The organism is Metabacillus sp. 22489 (assembly GCF_052044855.1).
Classification (GTDB): domain Bacteria; phylum Bacillota; class Bacilli; order Bacillales; family Bacillaceae; genus Metabacillus; species Metabacillus niabensis.
The window spans coordinates 119,432-138,376 of the sequence record NZ_JBQENT010000008.1 but is presented as its reverse complement, the minus strand read 5'-3'; the positions used below and the strand labels follow the sequence as shown (position 1 = coordinate 138,376).

Genomic DNA, 18,945 nt, shown 5'->3' with positions numbered 1-18,945 from the left:
CTTCCTCCGTTCTAAGTACCTAATGAAACAACTATTGCCACTTCATATGTATTCACTTCAAATTCTTTTACATTTATTTTTTCATGATGCTTACTTAACCAACTTATTAAAGTTTCTGTTTCCTTTATTATGCCATTAAAATCAAAAAAGAAACGAACTTCATCCTCATTCGATCCAATATCTATTGTAATCATTAAGTGATTATCATGAGTTATCTCTGCAAGTTGATCAATGGTTTCCAATAAACTCTTTGTCCATTGTGAAACTGCCATATCATATTCCTCTAATGATAAAACATCACCTAATATTTCATATTCCAATTGAAAATGATGCTGCTTCCAGTTAAATGTCATGAGATAGCTTGCAAAGGCTGACATTTTCAGATTACATAGCTTGGACTCTTGCTGTGATTCAATGATAACTTCCTCAATAATTTCATGTACCCGATCAAATTTTTGCAAGGAAAGATTGCCTTTTATTAATTGTAATTTATTCATCCAATCATGCCTTGAATGACTTAATAAATCAACAACATTCCATTCACTATTTTTATTTTTCATACTATTTCCCCTATTTTTTTAATGAGATTGAAAGGAGTATGAGGCTGTATTTAGAATTATAACAAAGATTGTAATATAACATAAAGGGATATCCCTTATTTCGAATGAATTAATATAGATAGGCAAAAACAACAGATCATTTTAGAGGGGATATAAAAATCTCAAGTAAATGTATGACCAGCATGCGTAATAAATGCTCGTAAACATTCTCCATAAAAAAACTCTAGCCTCCGTAAGGCTAGAGTTTCAAATGAACTTATGCTTCTTGTGCTACTGGGTATACGCTAACTTTTTTGCGATCGCGTCCGAAACGTTCGAATTTCACTACACCATCAACTTTTGCATATAGCGTATCATCACCGCCACGGCCTACGTTTTCACCTGGGTAAATTTTTGTACCACGTTGACGGTAAAGGATTGAACCACCAGATACGAATTGACCATCTGCACGCTTTGCACCAAGACGTTTTGCGATAGAGTCACGACCGTTTTTAGTCGAACCTACCCCTTTCTTAGATGCGAAGAACTGAAGATCTAATCTTAACATGAAATTCACCTCCTGTTTAGTTCATTATCTTTACAGAAATATATTGTCCATACTCTCTTTCAATTGTTTGAAGTGAGACAAGCATCCCTTCTAACAATAATTGAACTTTATCACTCGTTGATTTGTCGAGATTGTTAGGTAACTTAACTTGTAAGTACCCTCCTTCTCCACCTTGATCAATTTGTGGCTCAATTTTTGTAAGACTAAGTACTGCATTTACAGCACCAAAGGTAACTGCTGATGCCCCAGCGCAAACAATATCACTGCCGTATTCGTCGAATTCGGCATGTCCAGACAGAGTGAACGATGTGATAAGTCCATCATTTGAACGATAAATTTTAGCATTTATCATATCAAATCGCCTTACGCGTTAATTTTGTCAATGACAACTTTAGTGTATGGCTGACGGTGACCTTGTTTTTTACGGTAGTTTTTCTTAGCTTTATATTTGAAGACAGTGATTTTCTTTTGACGACCATGCTTTTCAACTTTACCAGTTACAGTCGCTCCGTCTACAGTTGGGCTACCAACTTTAACGTTTTCTCCACCTACAAATAAAACCTTGTCAAACGTAACAGTTTCACCTTGTTCAGTACCAAGCTTTTCAACATAAATCACTTGGCCTTCTTCAACTTTAATTTGCTTTCCACCAGTTTCAATAATTGCGTACATTCCTTGCACCTCCTATAAACTCAGACTCGCCAAAACGAGGTGAATGATCGTAATCATTTCTTAACATACCTGATTCTGAGCGGTTGTAGCACGGGTGCGCTACAAATCATAACATTAACCATCATAACAAAAAGCAAGAAATTATGCAACAGTTTTAATATCTTAAAAAGCAAGAAAATCAAATCATCGAAACTCTATTTTCAATTGTCTCTTTACTACCTAAATATTTAATATGATAACATGGAGAAGAGCTATCAGTTGCTGAAAATATTACTTTGTATTTTAAAGCTTCCTCAAGTTGTCTAAGATGCTCTCCATTCTCTCCTTTAACGAGTGAGATTACATCTGAAGTTGCTTCAATCCACATCGCTTCTTCATCCATAAACTGATACTCCCATAGCTCTCTTTCTAATCTATAGGCAACCGATTCAACTGAGAGAATTCTTCCCGTCCCCTTACAAATTGGACATTCAGAAGTAAGCATTGCTTCTAAAGGTTTTCGAGTCTTTTTTCTTGTAATTTGCAAAATATTTAATTCTGTAAACCCTAAAATTTTATGCTGGACACGATCCGATTTCATTTCCTCTATTATTGTCTTAAGAACCATTTCCTGATCTGCTTTATGTTTCATATCAATGAAATCAATTAAAATAATTCCACTAAGGTTTCTCAGACGTATTTGCCTAGCTATTTCCTTTGCAGCAAATTGATTTGTTTTTAATACAGTGTCGCGCATTGATATTTTCCCAGAGAATTTTCCTGTATTAACATCGATAATTGACATTGCTTCGGTATGCTCAATAACGATGTATGCTCCATTTTTCAGCCAGACTACCTGCTTTAATAGCTTTTCAATTTCCTGTTCTATTTTATATGTAGTAAAAATTCCTTCTTTTTGTTCATGATATGAGATTGTGTAATTTGGATATTGTTCTTTAAGCTTTTGTGTTTGTTCAAAATTGTCACAGATAATATAATCTTTAGCTGAAATACCTAAATCATGAATGATTCGATCAATAAAAGAATTTGCTCGATAAATACATGTCGGCTTTTTACTTCTTACTTTAAGTAATTGTTCATATTGACTTTTTAAAGACTGATATTCTGCTTTTAATGTTTCAACGGATTGCTCTTTACTTGCAGTTCGAAATAGTAGCCCTTCATTATCCGCTTTAATAACTTCTGCTATCCCAAGCAATCTTTTTCTCTCTTCTTCATCTGCTACTTTTTTTGAAACTGCCATATAATTACTATAAGGCATATAAACAAGGAAATTACCAGAAAACTCAATATTCGTTGTTAATTTTGGTCCTTTATGATCATCCCCCTCTTTTACAACTTGGACGATAAGCTGCTCTCCCTCTCTTATATAGTGGGAAATGGAGGATTTCGCTGATGGACTCGTTTTCTGGTGTTGAAATTGAACCAAATCATTGCGGTGGAGATATCCGTTTTGTCCAGTACCTAAGTCGATAAATGCCGCTTGCATTCCTGGTAATACCTTCATTACACGTCCGATATATATATTTCCAATCATTTCATCTTCATAGGATAAGGTTTGATGGATTTCTTTCACTTGATTATTTTCTAATAGTGCACATCGTACTTGATCTGTTATATCATTTATAATTAGTTGCCTCACCTTTATCCCCTCTTTCTCCTGAATCAAAGCCTGCTACTCATTTATTGCAAAAATTCTTATATAACTATAACAAAAAAACGTAATTGACGTAAAATAAGAGACGAAGATCCAATGATAAAGGAGAAACATATTTAATATACATAATGCAAGTCACCAACTCTTGAATCAATTAATTTATTAGCAAAATATGCATGTAGCAATTCATTTTCATCCATTTCGGCAATCTTTCTTCCGTTTTTTTCAACGACAATTAAATGCTTACAGCCTCTTTGAAACTGAAGTAGTACATGATATATCAAATCAGACTCATCCACAACAATCGGTTTTAGCTGATGAATCGTATTTTGTTTCCCATAATACCGTTCCATTAAAAAACGTAAACATCCATACATTCGATTTTTATATTCATCATATAGGCTATATAGGAGAAATATTATAATTATCCACATATTTATATGTGTAGGTGAAATTATTAACGTAAATACTAGGTAAACGGTTAAGAAAAAGCTAGATGTCAATAGCATATACATATGTGCCTTTTTGTAAGCCCATAAATGAGAAAACACGATAAATAGCAGTTTCCCCCCATCCAATGGCCAAATCGGTAGCAAATTAAATAAAAGAATAGAAAGATTATAAAAAGTAAACATTTGATAATCCGCGATATTTAAAAAATTCATCTGATATAAAACATAAGCAACACCCTGTAGCCAAACATGCTGGCTAGGGCCTGCAAGTACTACAATTAGCTCCTGCTTTAATGAGCGGTTTCCATGCTCATCCACTTCTGCAACTCCTCCAAAAGGCAAGAGCATGATTGATTTAATACGCCAAGAAAAAAAATGAGCACTTATTGCATGGCCCATTTCATGGATAAAAACGATCAACATTAACATCATTAACGGTTTAAAGCTAGCAGTGATGACACTTATACCAATCATGACCCATAGCAATGGATGGATGTGGACTTTTTGTAAAAGTGTAAGATACTTAGTCAAATGGTATCACCTGATTCGGGTCGATAAAATCATCACCCTTTTTAATTGCGAAATAATACGTACCTTTTTGATTCTCATTTAATTTGATGTCACCTAATTCCGTTCCTTTTTTAACAAATGTGTAAAGGGCAACATTCATTTTGTCTAAATTCCCATACCAAGACTCAGAACCATCACCATGCTGAACAACCATCGTTAATCCAGTATCAGGCATTTCTTCAGCCTTAATTATCACCCCTTCATCTAGTGCCTTTACTGTAGGCATATCAGTTTCTACCATTATTCCTTGACCATTTTCTTTAAATGTTTCGAGAACCTTACCTGTTGCAGGCATAGCTAATTGAGCTGTTTCCGAATCTTTGTCACTTGTCTTATCTTCCTGATTTGTTTCAAATAAAGCTAAAGGTTCTCCGAATTGTTCACGGTACCATGAAGAAACTGCGGCAAATTGAAATTCTTCCTCCATTGCATAAGAAATTGTTGATTTCACCTGATCGAAGGCAGGATTACTGTTCTTGAAAATAATAGCAACAAGCAGAACGATAACTGCAGAAAATAATAATTTAAACATAAAAACTTCTATACGAAACAAAGGATGTCCATTTTTACTATTAGTTGGACCATCTTCATATACAGGCGGAGTATACCCTCCATATCTCTCTTCATCTGTTACATATAATGAAGTCCTCTTAAATGATTCATTTGTTCCTGATGGTAATAAACCTTTTTCCCGTTTTCTTTTTGCAATTCGTTTTCTTACTTCATCCGCTCGATGACTCATCCCCATCAATCCTTTTAGTCAGTTTGTACAATTTTATGCCTTGTCCTTGGGTGATATGAATCAATTTTATGACTTACTCATCTTTCTTTTCCTCGTTTTATATTTCTCCCTTCTAAATAACTTGCATAAATAGAAAAGCTAGTGTTTGAAAAAATTGTTTATATGAAACAATTATTTTCAAACACTAGCTTTATTGAAATAAGGTAATCTTGTAAAACAGCTATTACACACGAACACCGAAAAATTTCTTCAATTTCGTTAGAACACCTTTATTTTGTTCTTCTAACGATTGCAGAGGTACAGATTCCCCTAGAATACGACGAGCAATATTGCGATATGCGATAGCAGCACGATTAGTAGGATCCATTGCAATTGGTTCACCACTGTTTGATGCTTTAATGACATCATCATCATCCGCAACTATACCAATTAAATCTATAGAAAGATGAGTAACAATTTCATCTACATCAAGCATGTCTCCATTTTTCACAAGATGATTACGAATCCGATTTACTACTAATTTTGGTGGCTCAATATTTTCCTTTTCAAGCAAGCCAATAATTCGATCAGCGTCGCGGACTGCTGAAATTTCTGGAGTTGTTACAACAATTGCTTTATCAGCACCTGCTACTGCGTTTTTATAGCCTTGCTCAATTCCAGCTGGGCAATCGATTACAATGTAATCATAATCCTGCTTTAATTCTTCTATTATTTTTTTGATTTGCTCAGGCTTCACTGCTGTTTTATCACTTGTTTGTGCAGCTGGTAATAAATATAGTAAATCTTCAAAACGCTTGTCCTTCACAAGCGCCTGATGCATTTTGCAACGCCCATTTACCACATCAACTAAGTCGTATATTATTCGGTTCTCTAACCCCATTACAACATCTAGGTTTCGAAGACCGATGTCTGTGTCAACTAAGCAAACACGTTTGCCCAATATAGCTAAAGCTGTCCCTAAATTTGCAGATGTTGTTGTTTTACCAACTCCACCTTTACCTGAGGTAATGACAATTGCTTCACCCATAATTAGATTCCTCCTTCAAACCTTGTTAAATTAGGTCGTAAATGAGTAAGTTGCTGTAATCGCTCTATGATCATTTCACCATCTGTATTGATATACGCACATTCCATTTCATTTCCCTCTTTCAAGGTATGATCTGGAGCACGATTAATAATCTGGCTTATACGAAGTTGTGCAGGCTTCATAGACGATGCTGCAATTATTGCATCCTGATTCCCGTCAACACCAGCATGAGCAATTCCTCTTAACGCACCTAGAACAAAAATATTACCGGCTGCTATAACAGTTCCACCTGGATTAACATCGCCAATTAGAAGCAAATCTCCAGTTACCTTTAATACTTGGCCGGATCGAATAATTTTCGCTACCGTCGTAACCTCTGATTCCTGCTTAAGCTTTAAAGCTTCATCCTTTGTCATAACATTGCTATCAATTGACTCAACAATGAGATTTCTTTTTTGTTTGATGACTTTTTCTAGCTTCTCTCGTTGATTCTCATTTACTAATCGATTACCAACCTTTACTTTCACACCAATAACAGGACCTGACCCGTGAACATATTGTTTTAAAGATAGCATTTCTTCGAGTTCAAGGAGTAATTGGTCAAAAGAGCACGAATCATCGAGATGTAACGTTAAGCCATCTTTTGTGCCTTTAATCGTAACATATTGTTGTTTTTGAACCTTCATGACGTTCACCTCAACGATTTTACTATTCGACAGAAATGCTTAAATCCCTTTTTAATCATTTTTGCTCTGTAAAACTCAAAGGTCGATTTTCCGTTTAATCGCTCTCTTTCCGCATATCGCCCGCGGTCCTTTAGCACGAAAGATACATGAGTCTCTTCATGATATCCTTCACCTGCAGAAATCGCACGTTTCCACTTCAATCAACATTATGAGGAAAATTAATCATAAACTTTAAGCCTAAATCTATCTTTTTGCTTTTAAAGACAGGTATGATTATTCATTAATCCTCAGATTCTTCAATTTTAATTTTCGTTAAAAATCTACTAATCGGATAAATAAAAATAATCGCAACGACAGCATTTAATGCAAGAGTTGGCAATAAACGTAATGCTGTAAAATTATACATTGACATGTCCGTTGCTCCGATTAAATAATTAACTCCATACACATAATATTCAAGTAAGGCTACCGATAAAATGGTTAGGAATAGGACAATGAATATATTTTTGTGTAAAACCTTCATTACTTTTGATATCAAATACGCAATTAAAGCATATGTAATAAGATAGATACCAATTACTTCTATATATACAATATCATGTAATAAACCAAACACAAGCCCCAAAAGCATTCCTTGTGTTCTTGTTAAATATACGGAAACAAAAATGATTACGATGAGAACAAAGCGAGGTACAAATAATTGTCCGTCTTGGGCAAATGAGAAATGAACTAAATGTGAGAACATTCCCTCACTAATAAAAACGAAAAAGATAAGAAAAGGAAGAATAAAACGTCTCACGATTCCTCCTCCTCATTCAAGTTCTCAGTAGGATCCTCACCTTGTACTTCACGTTCAGCTACCCAAACTCTATCAATATCGTAGAAATTAGCAGATGGTTTCACATATGCCATTTGTTCTAGCCCATACGAATCCGGCTCAATTTCAGTAATCTCTCCGATAAGTATCCCCTCAGGAAAGACACCACCTTTACCGGAAGTAATGACCTTCTGTCCTACAGAGAGCTTTACTTTGGATTCAATTTTCCGCAGTAATAACGCTCCTTTTTCTTCATCATATCCTTCTATTGTCCCCATTACGTTTTCGGTCGTTTGATTTGTCTCATTGGTTGTTTCATTAGCTTTATTTCCAGTATCATTGTTTGTTTCTTTCTGCTCTAAAGGCTGAACTTCTGCAGAAATTCTATTTTTTAAATCCGTTGCACTTAAAAGTTGCACTGTTGACGTAAATTGTGAGGTTGATTTAACTTTTCCGATAAGACCTTGAGCAGTTACAACTGCCATATTCGGCTTAATGCCATCTTCCTCACCTTTATCAATCGAAATATAATCATACCATCTGTCAGGATTACGACCAATAACTGTTGAATAAATAGGATTATACTTTCTTAAATTTGAAACATTACCAAGTTCGGCAAGTAATTTTTCATTTTCAAGTTTGTACTCCTGTAGATCTGCTTCTAATTGCATGTATTCATCAAGTCTGCTTTTCAATAAAGCATTTTCCTCATATGTATTTTTCAGATCACTTATATTTTCAAAAACACCTGAAATATATGCAGCTGGTTTATGAAAGATAGATTGAAAAACACCGACTGTATCCTGCAAAAATTGCTCTGGCCATGTTAATTTTCGATCGTCCTTAATAGAAAAACCAATCAATGCCACTAAAAAAATTATACTAACTAGCAACAAGATAAGGCGTTTATTTAGGAAAAACTGTGGCATATGAACACCTCTTAACTAATATTTCCAATGCTTGTGCCTTTGCTTATCTCTTAATGATACATGACAAGCAAAGGCAAAAACAATCTTATCTACTATCTCTCGCTTTATTTTTAAATAAATGGATATGCTCTAAAGCCTTACCAGTTCCAATTGCTACACAATCCAACGGTTCCTCTGCAATTAATACAGGCATATTTGTTTCTTCACCAATCACCTTGTCAAGATTTCTTAGTAAAGCACCTCCGCCAGTTAAGACAATCCCGCGATCCATTATATCCGCAGCAAGTTCTGGTGGAGTTTTTTCCAATGTATTTTTAACTGTGTCAACAATTGTATATACTGTATCTTTTAATGCCTCAGCGATCTCTTCAGCCGTAATTTGAATTGTTTTTGGCAAACCTGTTAAAAGGTCACGTCCTCTTATATCCATATTATCGACACCATCTGGAGAACCGGCAGATCCAATTTCCATTTTAATCGCTTCTGAAGTCCGATCTCCAATCATTAGGTTATAAGTCTTTCTTATATATGTAACAATTGCCTCATCCATTTCGTCACCAGCAACACGAATTGACTGACTAGTAACAATGCCTCCAAGTGAAATAATTGCTACTTCTGTTGTTCCTCCACCAATATCAACGACCATACTACCAGTAGGTTCCCAAACAGGTAAATTTGCTCCAATTGCTGCAGCAAATGGTTCTTCGATTGTATAAGCATCTCTTGCTCCAGCCTGTCTTGTAGCATCAATTACTGCTCTTTCCTCAACAGCAGTAATTCCTGATGGAACACAAACCATGACATAAGGCTTTCTCGCAAAAACACCTTTAGTTTTTGTCGCTTGCTTAATATAATACTTCATCATCGTTGCAGTTGTTTCATAATCTGCGATAACGCCGTCTTTCATTGGACGTAGCGCTACAACATTTCCTGGGGTACGCCCAATCATATTTTTTGCATCATTTCCAACAGCTACTATTTGTTTAGTATCTGTTTGTAAAGCTACAACTGAAGGCTCTCTAACGACAACCCCTTTTCCTTTCACAAATACGAGTGTGTTTGCAGTCCCTAAATCTATTCCAAGGTCTCTTGTACCAATACCGAACATAGGGTGTATCTTCCTTTCTGAAACGAAATATATAGTTTTTTAATAATCATAGGAAAATGGACAGAAAACATTATACATTATTTTGAGGATTTGACTAATTCACGGTCTTACCTGTAGTGAGGTTCGTATTCCTTTGCTGTTTCTTCATCTTTCCTGCTTATTATCTTTGAGTCTTACCAAAACGGAAAAAAAACTCATAAACCTTATTATATCGTAAATACGCAAAAAAAAAAGTGTTACACGTAGCCTTTTTCTTTTAGACTGACATATTTTTGATCTCCTATAATAAGATGGTCCAAAAGTTCTATTCCTAACATTTTACCACATTCGGTTAATCTTTTCGTCACCTCAATATCCTCTCTACTTGGCGTTGGGTCCCCTGAGGGATGATTATGAACACAGATGACCGATGCAGCTGAACGTTTGAACGCTTCCTTAAATACCTCTCGTGGGTGGACGATCGATGCATTTAAGCTACCAATAAACACCGTTTGCTTATGAAGAACTTGATTTTTTGTATTTAAATATAAACATACAAAATGCTCTTGGCTCAAAAAACGCATTTCGTCCATTACATAATTGGCCCCATCTTGTGGAGAACGGATCGTATATCTGTCATCATATGTTAGACGATTGATTCTTCGTCCAAGTTCCATTGCTGCAATAATTTGTGCTGCTTTTGCCTTACCAATTCCTGAAATTGAGGTTATTTCTTCAACAGTTGCATTTGTTAACATCCTTAAGCCTTCGAAATGCTTCAATAATTTTTGTGACAAATTTAAAACAGATTCTTTACTTGTACCAGTACGTAAAATAATTGCCAACAGCTCTTGATTAGAAAGTTTATCAGGACCATCATTAATCAAACGCTCTCGTGGACGCTCATCTTGCGGGAAATCACGGATTTTAAAATTAGAAGTTTCCATTTATCCTCCTTTGTTTCCCTTTCTGCTCAGTTATTGAATATTGCGATTTTCAGTAATACCAACTCTCAATTGACGTAATTGGTATTATCTACAACATTAAAAGGATGTTTTGTATTAATATCATAAACGTTATATGCCGATTTATTCCAAATTTGAACGATCCGGAACAAAATAATCTTCAATTGGAGAAAAACCCAACAATTTCTAATTCTCTTTTCAGTCTTGCAATTGGTAATCCTACTACTGCATAATAATCACCACTAATTTTATTTACTAGCAATGACCCGTAGCCTTGAATCCCATAGCCCCCTGCTTTATCCATTGGCTCCCCAGTTGATACATAATCCTCGATTTCTTTATTCGATAATGGATAAAATGTAACAGCCGTTTTCTCAGTAAACGAACGAATCTGACTACCATAAATAATCGATACACCTGTATACACCTCATGAGTTTTACCAGAAAGCTTTTGTAATATTTCTATCGCATGATTTTTATCAACTGGCTTTCCAAGCATTTGACCATCATAGACAACAAGAGTGTCAGAACCAATGACATAGGCGTTTTGATTGCTTTTAGCAACATATTCAGCCTTTTGCTGTGCTAATAATTTTACCATTTCTTCAGGATGTAGTGTTTCATCTACCTTTTCTTCAACCTCACTTGGTATCACCTTAAACGGGATTTGTAATAATTCTAGAAGCTCTTTTCTACGGGGCGAAGCTGAAGCTAATATGAGGTTTGTGTTCATGTTGTTTCATCCTTTCTTCGTTTCAGATTAGAAGATACGGTTTAATCTTACCAAACGAAATGGTAGAGAACAATTTAATAAAAGTGAATTTTACATTATATGACTTTTAAATAAACGCGCTGTTCAATTTAGCTGTCTATTTCCTCCTACAGTGTTCGCTTTCCGCAGGCGGTTCAGTTTGGAAGTCTCTTTGTCGTTAACGCATATGAGGGTACCTTTTTCACACTTCTACAAGTAGGCATCTCACTTATTCTCTCCAATAAGCCAAGTGTTAAGAGTGCAGCATTAAACTATAACAAAGCCTAATAAAAAAGAGTAATAAGGGCTAAACCTATCTAACATATTCATAGATAGATTTCCCTCATTACTCTTTTAAGCTCCTCTATTAATAAAACTAATTGCTTCTAATAGTTTCTGTTGGGCTTGCCACCCTTGTTTATTTTTAATATGTGTAATTGATTGATTCATCGCTTCAATAGCTTTTTTCTCTTCGTCACCGTTAGCCTTTATTCCTTTAATATCAGATTCAATTTTTGTTATTTCGTCATTACCAATAGATGTTCCAATTGCGGATAAAGCTGATATCGATGCTAACTCTTGAATAGAACTGGCCCATTGCTCTGCCGACTCTGTTGTTTGAATTGGAAGTGTTAGTTGTTTTCCACCCCAAAACTCGATATCAGGCAAGCTTTTTTGTTTATATAGATCAGCAAGTGAGCTTGTTTCACTTTTATCTTTTCCTAATCCTGCATAAACTGTGAAATTTCCATTTGTTTCAAGAACAACTGACGCTAATCCTTCTGATTTAATTGTATTTGCAACTGTATCAGCAGCTTCCTTTTTCGAAAATATCCCACCTTGAACAACATAAATTGACAAACTTGCATTTGATGTCGCCTTTACATCATCAGCCGTCGTTTCCTTAGCATCTTTATCTTCAACTGTTGTATTACTATTGCTATTTGGAACTACTTCATTCACTGTCCCGGCAGTTGGCATATCCTTATTAGACAAGAAGTTCAATGCAATAATACCAAACAACACACCTAAACTAATTGCAAAGAGCGGGATAATGAACAATCGCTTAACTTGATTATCACTTTTCTTCTTTTTGGATGAAGAATATTGATATGGGATTACCTTCTGGTTAGATAAGACTTTTTTACTTTTTTTAGGAGTGACAACCTTTGGATCTTCTTGAAATACAGATTCATCTTCATCTGGGAGAAGCCAAGGAAACTCCTCTTCCTTTTCTATCGGTTGTTTTGCAGAAGCGATTTCCTTTTCTGCCTCTAGCTTTTCTTCCCAGCTTGAAATAGAAATTTCATCCTCATGTTTTTTAGCTTCAGATAAAGGGCGTTCTTTGCCATTTATTTTCACCTTTATTGGATTAGTTGTTTGCTTGTCCATATGCCTACCACCCTTCATTTGCAAATCACGTGCGATCAATTTGCTTACCATGCTATCAGATTAAAACAAAAAAAGAACAAGACATTTGTCGTCTCGTTCTGAAAAGTTTTCGTCAAATAAATATGTGTTTCGTCATTCTCTACAAAATGACTTTAAAAGAACTAGAGCATTAACGACTAGATATAGAATTAAATAATTCAAATAACCAATCTCGTTTATATATAAAAAAGCATACCAGCACTGCTAATACCTTTTAAAGCTTTTAGATTACTCACTTTTATAGATTATCCTAAAACCCTATTATCCAAATTTCTAATTATTTCACCAACCATTACTCAAAATATATATGTATAAACCGATAAGTGAATCTCCGAAAAAATATGCAATAAGTGTTCCCACAACGATTGAGGGCCCGAATGGAACAGGTTCTCTTTTTTTATATTTTCCTAATATTATCCTTCGTACTCCATCTAAAGTTCCGATTAATGTCGAAAGAAAGAATGCTAATAATACAATTTTCAGGCCTAATACAAACCCAAGTAAACCGAAAAGCTTAATGTCTCCTCCACCTATACCACCCTTACTTATATGAGCAATGAAGAGCAATAGGGCAAAGATAGCTGCTCCACCAATAACAGAGTCATACCATGGGTCAAGCGGATAAATTATCCGTTCAATAATAAAAACGACAAGAAAAAACAAAAGCACTCGATTTGGGATGAGCATATATGAAACATCAGATACAAAAATTATCATACATAAGGAAATTAAAGTGAGGGTAATTATTAGTTCAAAACTCCAACCAACAATTAAAGGTGATACGAAAAATAGAAGCCCTGTTGAAAGTTCAACAAGTGGGTATATACGAGATATATTAAAATGACAGCTTCGGCATTTTCCCCTTTGTAATAGATAAGAAACTATTGGGATTAATTCGATTGCCGTTAATCTATGGTGACATCTAGGACAAGTTGAACGTGGTGTAATTAATGATTGATTTAATGGAATCCTAAGACCAACAACATTAAAAAATGAACCAAGCACTAAACCATAAAGCAGCAATAATAAGTTATTCACAAGCATCAGCAGTTTGATTATTAAATAGAATTTTAGTAGCCTCCGAAACTGCTATTTTTCCACTCAAACTAAATAAACTTATAAGAATCACTAAATAAACATTGAAACAAAATAATTCAATACATGATAAACCACATAGAATTTGGATAGGTTTCTTCACTTTTTATCATCTCCAATTAAAATGGTATATTTATCCTATTCATCCCAACTATGAATATTATACCATGACCTTTATGCCTAGAAAATTAAAATTCCCCCTTAATTAATGTACCAAAAAATTCATTATAGCCGATTTAATAGACTATATATATGTATTGTATTCATTCTTTTTCATTAAATAATGTTCCACTATATAGTGGTCATTAGTATAATATTATCCCAAGTAAAAGTTGTTTTATATCCATCGTGAATATGAGTATAAATGAAAACTAGTAACAACTTCTTATTACATAATGATTACTAAAACTATGTTCCTGAGCTTCGAATTTTCCTTCTTCTCAAAAAGCATATGTTTCAACTAGCCACAATATAATATAACTAAATGAAAACTATATAAAAAATTTTATAATTCTACTATACATAACAAAAAAGCAAGCTATTAATACTAGCTTACTTTTCGTATATATCCCTATCTTCTTATTTCGTGGGAAATAATTTTAATAGACAAAAATCGTTAAAGAGGAATATTATTCCAATTATTTTTTTCATAAAAATAATTACGTATGTGAGATATAAAATAAAGAGAACCGACTACTACAATTAAGTCATCTCCTCTATTTTCATATATCTTTAACAGATTTTGTATCTTCTCCACCCAATCATCCGAATAACTTTTATTTCCCAATTCACAAACTGAATATAGTTCACTTGCTTTTGCAGCTCGTGGAAAGTCAAAGGAGGTAAAATGTATGGAAGAAGCTATCCTCGTTAACAAATGGATCATTTCTTCATAATTTTTATCATTTAAAATACTAACTAAAAAATGAATATTTCTATTCCCATAATGTCTTTTTAAAGTTGAAACGAGGCTTTCAATCCCTTCGATATTATGTGCTCCATCAATAATTACTTCAGGATTATCATATACTTTCTCAAATCTACCAATCCAATTTGTTTTCTCAAGAGCTGTTTTTAGCTGCATTTCATTTATATTCACTATATTTTTCCGTTTTAAATAATCAATTGCCGAAATGGCAAGTGCTGCGTTTTTAGTTTGGTGTTCTCCTTTCATCGTAATTAGCACATCATCGTAGACATACGATGATGTTTCTAATGAAAATAATTCTCCATTTCGATGAAGCTGATGTTTAACGATATTAAAATCTGTTCCGTAAATAAATAATGGTGCATTTTTTCTTTTAGCAACATCTTTAACTACTTGTATACCATTTTCATTTTCAATTGCTGTAAAAACTGGAACACCACTTTTAATAATTCCTGCCTTTTCTGCGGCAATTTCTTCAATCGTATTCCCTAATATGTTCATATGATCATATCCAACATTTGTAATTATCGATAATAAAGGATGGTTGATGACATTCGTTGAGTCAAGTCTTCCACCAAGCCCTGTTTCTAGCAGTAAAAAATCTGGTTGATTGTATTTTCCGAAATAAAGATACATCATCATTGTAATGACTTCAAACTCAGTTGGACTACCAAGTTCGGTTTGCTCAATCTGTTCTACATATGGCTTAATTTCATTAACAAGTGAAAGCATTGCTTCATCAGATATTGGTTGGCCATTAACACTTATTCGTTCATTAAAAAGCTCTATATATGGAGAAGTAAAAGTACCTACTTTATATCCTGCCTCAATTAATATATGGCGCATATATGAGATAGTCGATCCTTTTCCATTTGTTCCAGCTACATGGATAATTTGTAAGTTTTCTTCTGGATGGTTGTATTTTTCTAAAAACCATTCCATTCGTTTTAAGCCAGGCTTTACACCAAATTTTAATCGTGAATGGATCCAATTAATTGCTTCATCATAATTTGCAAACATAATGATGCCACCTTTATATTTACTTAGTAAAAGTCGGGTGAGTCATTGACTCACCCGACTTTTATACAATTAACCTCTTAGTTCCTCAATTCTTGCAATGACAATATCACGTTTTTCGATATAATCTTTTTCCTTTGCCTTTTCTTCTTCGATTACCTTTTCAGGAGCCTTTTTCAAGAAGCCTTCGTTTCCAAGCTTTTTCTGAACACGTTCGACCTCTTTATCAAGCTTTTCTTTTTCCTTTTCAAGTCGTTTAATTTCTTCATCGATATTGATGAGCCCTTCCAACGGTAATATAATCTCCGCACCAGTAACAACAGCTGTCATTGATTTATCTGTTGAAGTAATATCTGTTGCAATTGTTAACGAGCTTGTATTACAGAACCGTTCAACATATGCTCGATTTGTTTCAAGCTGACTAACAATGTCCTCGTCTTTTGCTTTAATCGTCATTTCAATTTGCTTACTCATCGGAGTATTCACTTCTGCGCGAATATTTCGTACAGAGCGAATGACTTCAACTAATAATTTCATTTCATTAGCTGCCTGTTGATCGGTAAGTTCAGGATTAACAGTAGGCCATTTTGCTATCGTAATTGACTCGCCTTCATGTGGAAGTGACTGCCAGATTTCCTCAGTAATAAATGGCATGAATGGATGTAACAATCTCATTGTGTTATCTAATACATAAGCAAGGATTGAGCGAGTTGTCTTTTTCGCAGCTTCATCCTCTCCGTATAATGGCAATTTCGCCATTTCAATATACCAATCACAGAAATCATCCCAAATGAAATTGTAGAGAAGTCTACCGATTTCACCAAATTCATATTTATCAGCAAGACTTGTAACATTTTCAATCGTTTCATTTAGTCGAGTTAAAATCCATTTATCAGCGACTGATTTTTCACCAGTAATATCGATTTCTTCAAATGTTAAACCATCCATATTCATTAACGCAAAACGTGAGGCATTCCAAATTTTATTCGCAAAATTCCAAGTTGATTCTACCTTTTCATGACTAAAGCGTAAATCTTGACCTGGTGAGCTTCCTGTTGATAAGAAGTAACGTAAGGAGTCAGCCCCGTATTTATCAATAACCTCCATCGGATCGACACCATTACCTAATGATTTACTCATTTTCCGACCTTGTTCATCGCGAACAAGTCCATGAATTAATACATCTTTAAAAGGACGTTTGCCAGTAAATTCAAGACCTTGGAAAATCATTCTTGAAACCCAGAAGAAAATAATGTCATACCCTGTTACTAATACATCTGTCGGATAATAGCGTTTGTAATCAGCTGAATCTGTATCTGGCCAGCCCATTGTAGAAAACGGCCAAAGAGCTGAACTAAACCACGTGTCAAGCACATCTTTATCCTGCTCCCAATTTTCTATATCTGCAGGCGGTTCTTGATTAACATATACCTCTCCTGTTTCTTTATGGTACCATGCTGGAATACGGTGTCCCCACCATAATTGTCGAGAAATACACCAATCACGGATATTCTCCATCCAACGCATATAAGTTTTTTCAAATCTGTCTGGAACAAAATTCACCTTTTCTTCTTCTGCTTGTTGAAGCTTAATTGCTTCATCTGCTAAAGGCTGCATTTTTACAAACCATTGAGTTGAAAGATACGGTTCGACAACTGCTCCGCTTCTTTCACTATGTCCTACAGAATGAAGATGCTCTTCAATTTTAAATAACACACCTTGCTCTTGTAGATCTTTCACTATTTTTTTACGACACTCAAAGCGGTCAAGTCCATTGTATATACCTGCGTTTTCATTCATTGTTCCATCTTCGTTCATCACAAGAATGCGCTCGAGGTTATGACGGTTTCCAACTTCAAAGTCATTTGGATCATGAGCAGGAGTAATTTTTACTGCACCTGAACCGAATTCCATATCTACATAATCATCACCAACAATTGGAATTTCACGACCAACAATCGGTAAGATTACTTTTTTTCCAATTAAATGTTTGTACCGTTCATCTTCTGGATGAACAGCAACCGCAGTATCTCCAAGCATTGTTTCTGGTCTAGTAGTAGCAATTTCAATAGAGCCCGAACCATCTGCTAACGGATAACGCATATGGTAGAATGCACCTTGAACATCTTTATATATTACTTCAATATCTGATAAAGCTGTTTTTGTTTGTGGATCCCAGTTGATAATATATTCGCCACGATAAATAAGGCCTTTATTATAAAGGGATACAAATACTTCACGAACAGCCTTTGATAAGCCTTCATCAAGTGTGAAACGTTCACGTGAGTAATCTAATCCAAGTCCTACTTTCGCCCATTGCTCACGAATATGACCTGCATATTCCTCTTTCCATTTCCATGTTTCTTCAACAAATTTTTCTCTACCTAAATCATATCGTGATTTTCCTTCTTCACGTAGCTTAGCTTCCACCTTTGCTTGTGTTGCAATCCCAGCATGGTCCATTCCAGGCAACCAAAGGACATCATAGCCTTGCATCCTTTTCATACGTGTCACAATATCTTGCAGCGTAGTATCCCAAGCATGACCGAGATGAAGTTTTCCCGTCACATTTGGTGGTGGAATAACAACTGTATATGGTTGTTTATTTTGATCACCTGTTGCTTCAAAGTACTTCCCCTCAAGCCAAAATGAGTAGCGATTCTTTTCAATTGTCTGTGGGTCATATTTAGTTGGTAATTCTCGTTGATTTTGATTATTTTCCATCAAAATATCCTCCTTCATCATGTTTCATATTTATAGATGGAACTATATTTACACAAAATAAAAACTCCTTCCATCCCTTAAAAGGACGAAAGGAGAAAATTTCGCGGTACCACCTTTTTTCATAGACATATGGTTACCCATATAAGTTGCCTATGCACTCAACATTTATAACGGTAAAAACCGGCTTCTTTTACTATCTTCAAAGAAGCAACTCCTGGGCGACCTTCCAAAGTATCATCATAAGAAATCTTTCAGCAAATGATTTCTCTCTCTGTAAAGTGATATCCA

At 34.8% G+C, this 18,945-nt stretch carries 18 protein-coding genes and 2 other annotated features (1 of these 20 running past the window's edge); all 18 genes read right to left on the bottom strand.

Annotated elements, in window-relative coordinates; translation table 11 throughout:
- Positions 1-11: 11 nt before the first annotated feature.
- The 18 genes from ACTJJ9_RS07335 to ACTJJ9_RS07250 all read right to left on the bottom strand — a co-directional run bounded on the left by ACTJJ9_RS07335 (position 12) and on the right by ACTJJ9_RS07250 (position 18,657).
- The gene (locus ACTJJ9_RS07335) at positions 12-560 is read right to left on the bottom strand and encodes a Spo0B C-terminal domain-containing protein (RefSeq protein WP_145582154.1); all 549 of its coding nucleotides are present in this window, start codon (positions 558-560) and stop codon (positions 12-14) included.
- A gap of 256 nt (positions 561-816) precedes the next feature.
- Positions 817-1,107 carry a 50S ribosomal protein L27 gene (gene rpmA / locus ACTJJ9_RS07330; RefSeq protein ID WP_095302399.1) on the bottom strand — a complete coding sequence of 97 codons (291 nt, stop codon included), beginning with the start codon at positions 1,105-1,107 and terminating at the stop codon, positions 817-819.
- Between the two features lie 16 nt (positions 1,108-1,123).
- Positions 1,124-1,459, bottom strand: a complete 336-nt coding sequence (locus ACTJJ9_RS07325; RefSeq protein ID WP_095302398.1) for a ribosomal-processing cysteine protease Prp — start codon at positions 1,457-1,459, stop codon at positions 1,124-1,126.
- Between the two features lie 11 nt (positions 1,460-1,470).
- Positions 1,471-1,779 (bottom strand): 50S ribosomal protein L21, encoded by a 309-nt coding sequence (gene rplU, locus ACTJJ9_RS07320; protein WP_095302397.1) that lies wholly within the window; start codon positions 1,777-1,779, stop codon positions 1,471-1,473.
- 12 nt (positions 1,780-1,791) lie between these two features.
- Positions 1,792-1,874: a sequence feature (ribosomal protein L21 leader region), on the bottom strand.
- 83 nt (positions 1,875-1,957) lie between these two features.
- Positions 1,958-3,421 (bottom strand): Rne/Rng family ribonuclease, encoded by a 1,464-nt coding sequence (locus tag ACTJJ9_RS07315; protein WP_186324199.1) that lies wholly within the window; start codon positions 3,419-3,421, stop codon positions 1,958-1,960.
- Positions 3,422-3,552: 131 nt separating this feature from the next.
- The gene (locus ACTJJ9_RS07310) at positions 3,553-4,419 is read right to left on the bottom strand and encodes a M50 family metallopeptidase (protein ID WP_095302395.1); all 867 of its coding nucleotides are present in this window, start codon (positions 4,417-4,419) and stop codon (positions 3,553-3,555) included.
- Entirely contained in the window at positions 4,412-5,200 is a 789-nt protein-coding gene (locus tag ACTJJ9_RS07305) for a M23 family metallopeptidase (protein WP_095302394.1), read from the bottom strand. The genes ACTJJ9_RS07310 and ACTJJ9_RS07305 overlap by 8 nt, the downstream gene beginning before the upstream one ends.
- Before the next feature lie 223 nt (positions 5,201-5,423).
- Positions 5,424-6,227, bottom strand: a complete 804-nt coding sequence (gene minD, locus ACTJJ9_RS07300; protein WP_095302393.1) for a septum site-determining protein MinD — start codon at positions 6,225-6,227, stop codon at positions 5,424-5,426.
- Positions 6,228-6,229: 2 nt separating this feature from the next.
- Positions 6,230-6,913 (bottom strand): septum site-determining protein MinC, encoded by a 684-nt coding sequence (minC, locus tag ACTJJ9_RS07295; RefSeq protein WP_145582156.1) that lies wholly within the window; start codon positions 6,911-6,913, stop codon positions 6,230-6,232.
- Positions 6,914-7,193: 280 nt separating this feature from the next.
- Positions 7,194-7,712: a rod shape-determining protein MreD gene (gene mreD / locus ACTJJ9_RS07290; RefSeq protein ID WP_186324200.1), complete on the bottom strand. Its 519-nt coding sequence runs from the start codon at positions 7,710-7,712 to the stop codon at positions 7,194-7,196.
- Positions 7,709-8,659: a rod shape-determining protein MreC gene (gene mreC / locus ACTJJ9_RS07285; RefSeq protein WP_095302390.1), complete on the bottom strand. Its 951-nt coding sequence runs from the start codon at positions 8,657-8,659 to the stop codon at positions 7,709-7,711. Before mreC ends, mreD begins: the two co-directional genes overlap by 4 nt.
- 85 nt (positions 8,660-8,744) lie before the next feature.
- A complete protein-coding gene (locus ACTJJ9_RS07280; RefSeq protein WP_095302389.1) occupies positions 8,745-9,767 on the bottom strand; it encodes a rod shape-determining protein in 1,023 nt (340 codons plus the stop codon).
- A gap of 236 nt (positions 9,768-10,003) precedes the next feature.
- Positions 10,004-10,693: a RadC family protein gene (radC, locus tag ACTJJ9_RS07275; RefSeq protein ID WP_095302388.1), complete on the bottom strand. Its 690-nt coding sequence runs from the start codon at positions 10,691-10,693 to the stop codon at positions 10,004-10,006.
- A gap of 178 nt (positions 10,694-10,871) precedes the next feature.
- A complete protein-coding gene (locus ACTJJ9_RS07270) occupies positions 10,872-11,444 on the bottom strand; it encodes a Maf family protein (RefSeq protein ID WP_145582166.1) in 573 nt (190 codons plus the stop codon).
- A gap of 372 nt (positions 11,445-11,816) precedes the next feature.
- On the bottom strand, positions 11,817-12,854 hold the full coding sequence (locus tag ACTJJ9_RS07265; RefSeq protein WP_186324201.1) for an SPOR domain-containing protein: 1,038 nt from the start codon (positions 12,852-12,854) through the stop codon (positions 11,817-11,819).
- Between the two features lie 321 nt (positions 12,855-13,175).
- Positions 13,176-13,937: an A24 family peptidase gene (locus ACTJJ9_RS07260; RefSeq protein WP_145582168.1), complete on the bottom strand. Its 762-nt coding sequence runs from the start codon at positions 13,935-13,937 to the stop codon at positions 13,176-13,178.
- A 667-nt stretch (positions 13,938-14,604) separates the two neighbouring features.
- Positions 14,605-15,936 carry a bifunctional folylpolyglutamate synthase/dihydrofolate synthase gene (locus ACTJJ9_RS07255; RefSeq protein ID WP_145582169.1) on the bottom strand — a complete coding sequence of 444 codons (1,332 nt, stop codon included), beginning with the start codon at positions 15,934-15,936 and terminating at the stop codon, positions 14,605-14,607.
- Positions 15,937-16,005: 69 nt separating this feature from the next.
- Entirely contained in the window at positions 16,006-18,657 is a 2,652-nt protein-coding gene (locus tag ACTJJ9_RS07250; protein WP_145582170.1) for a valine--tRNA ligase, read from the bottom strand.
- Between the two features lie 78 nt (positions 18,658-18,735).
- Positions 18,736-18,945, bottom strand: a binding site (T-box leader) (it continues 28 nt past the right edge of the window).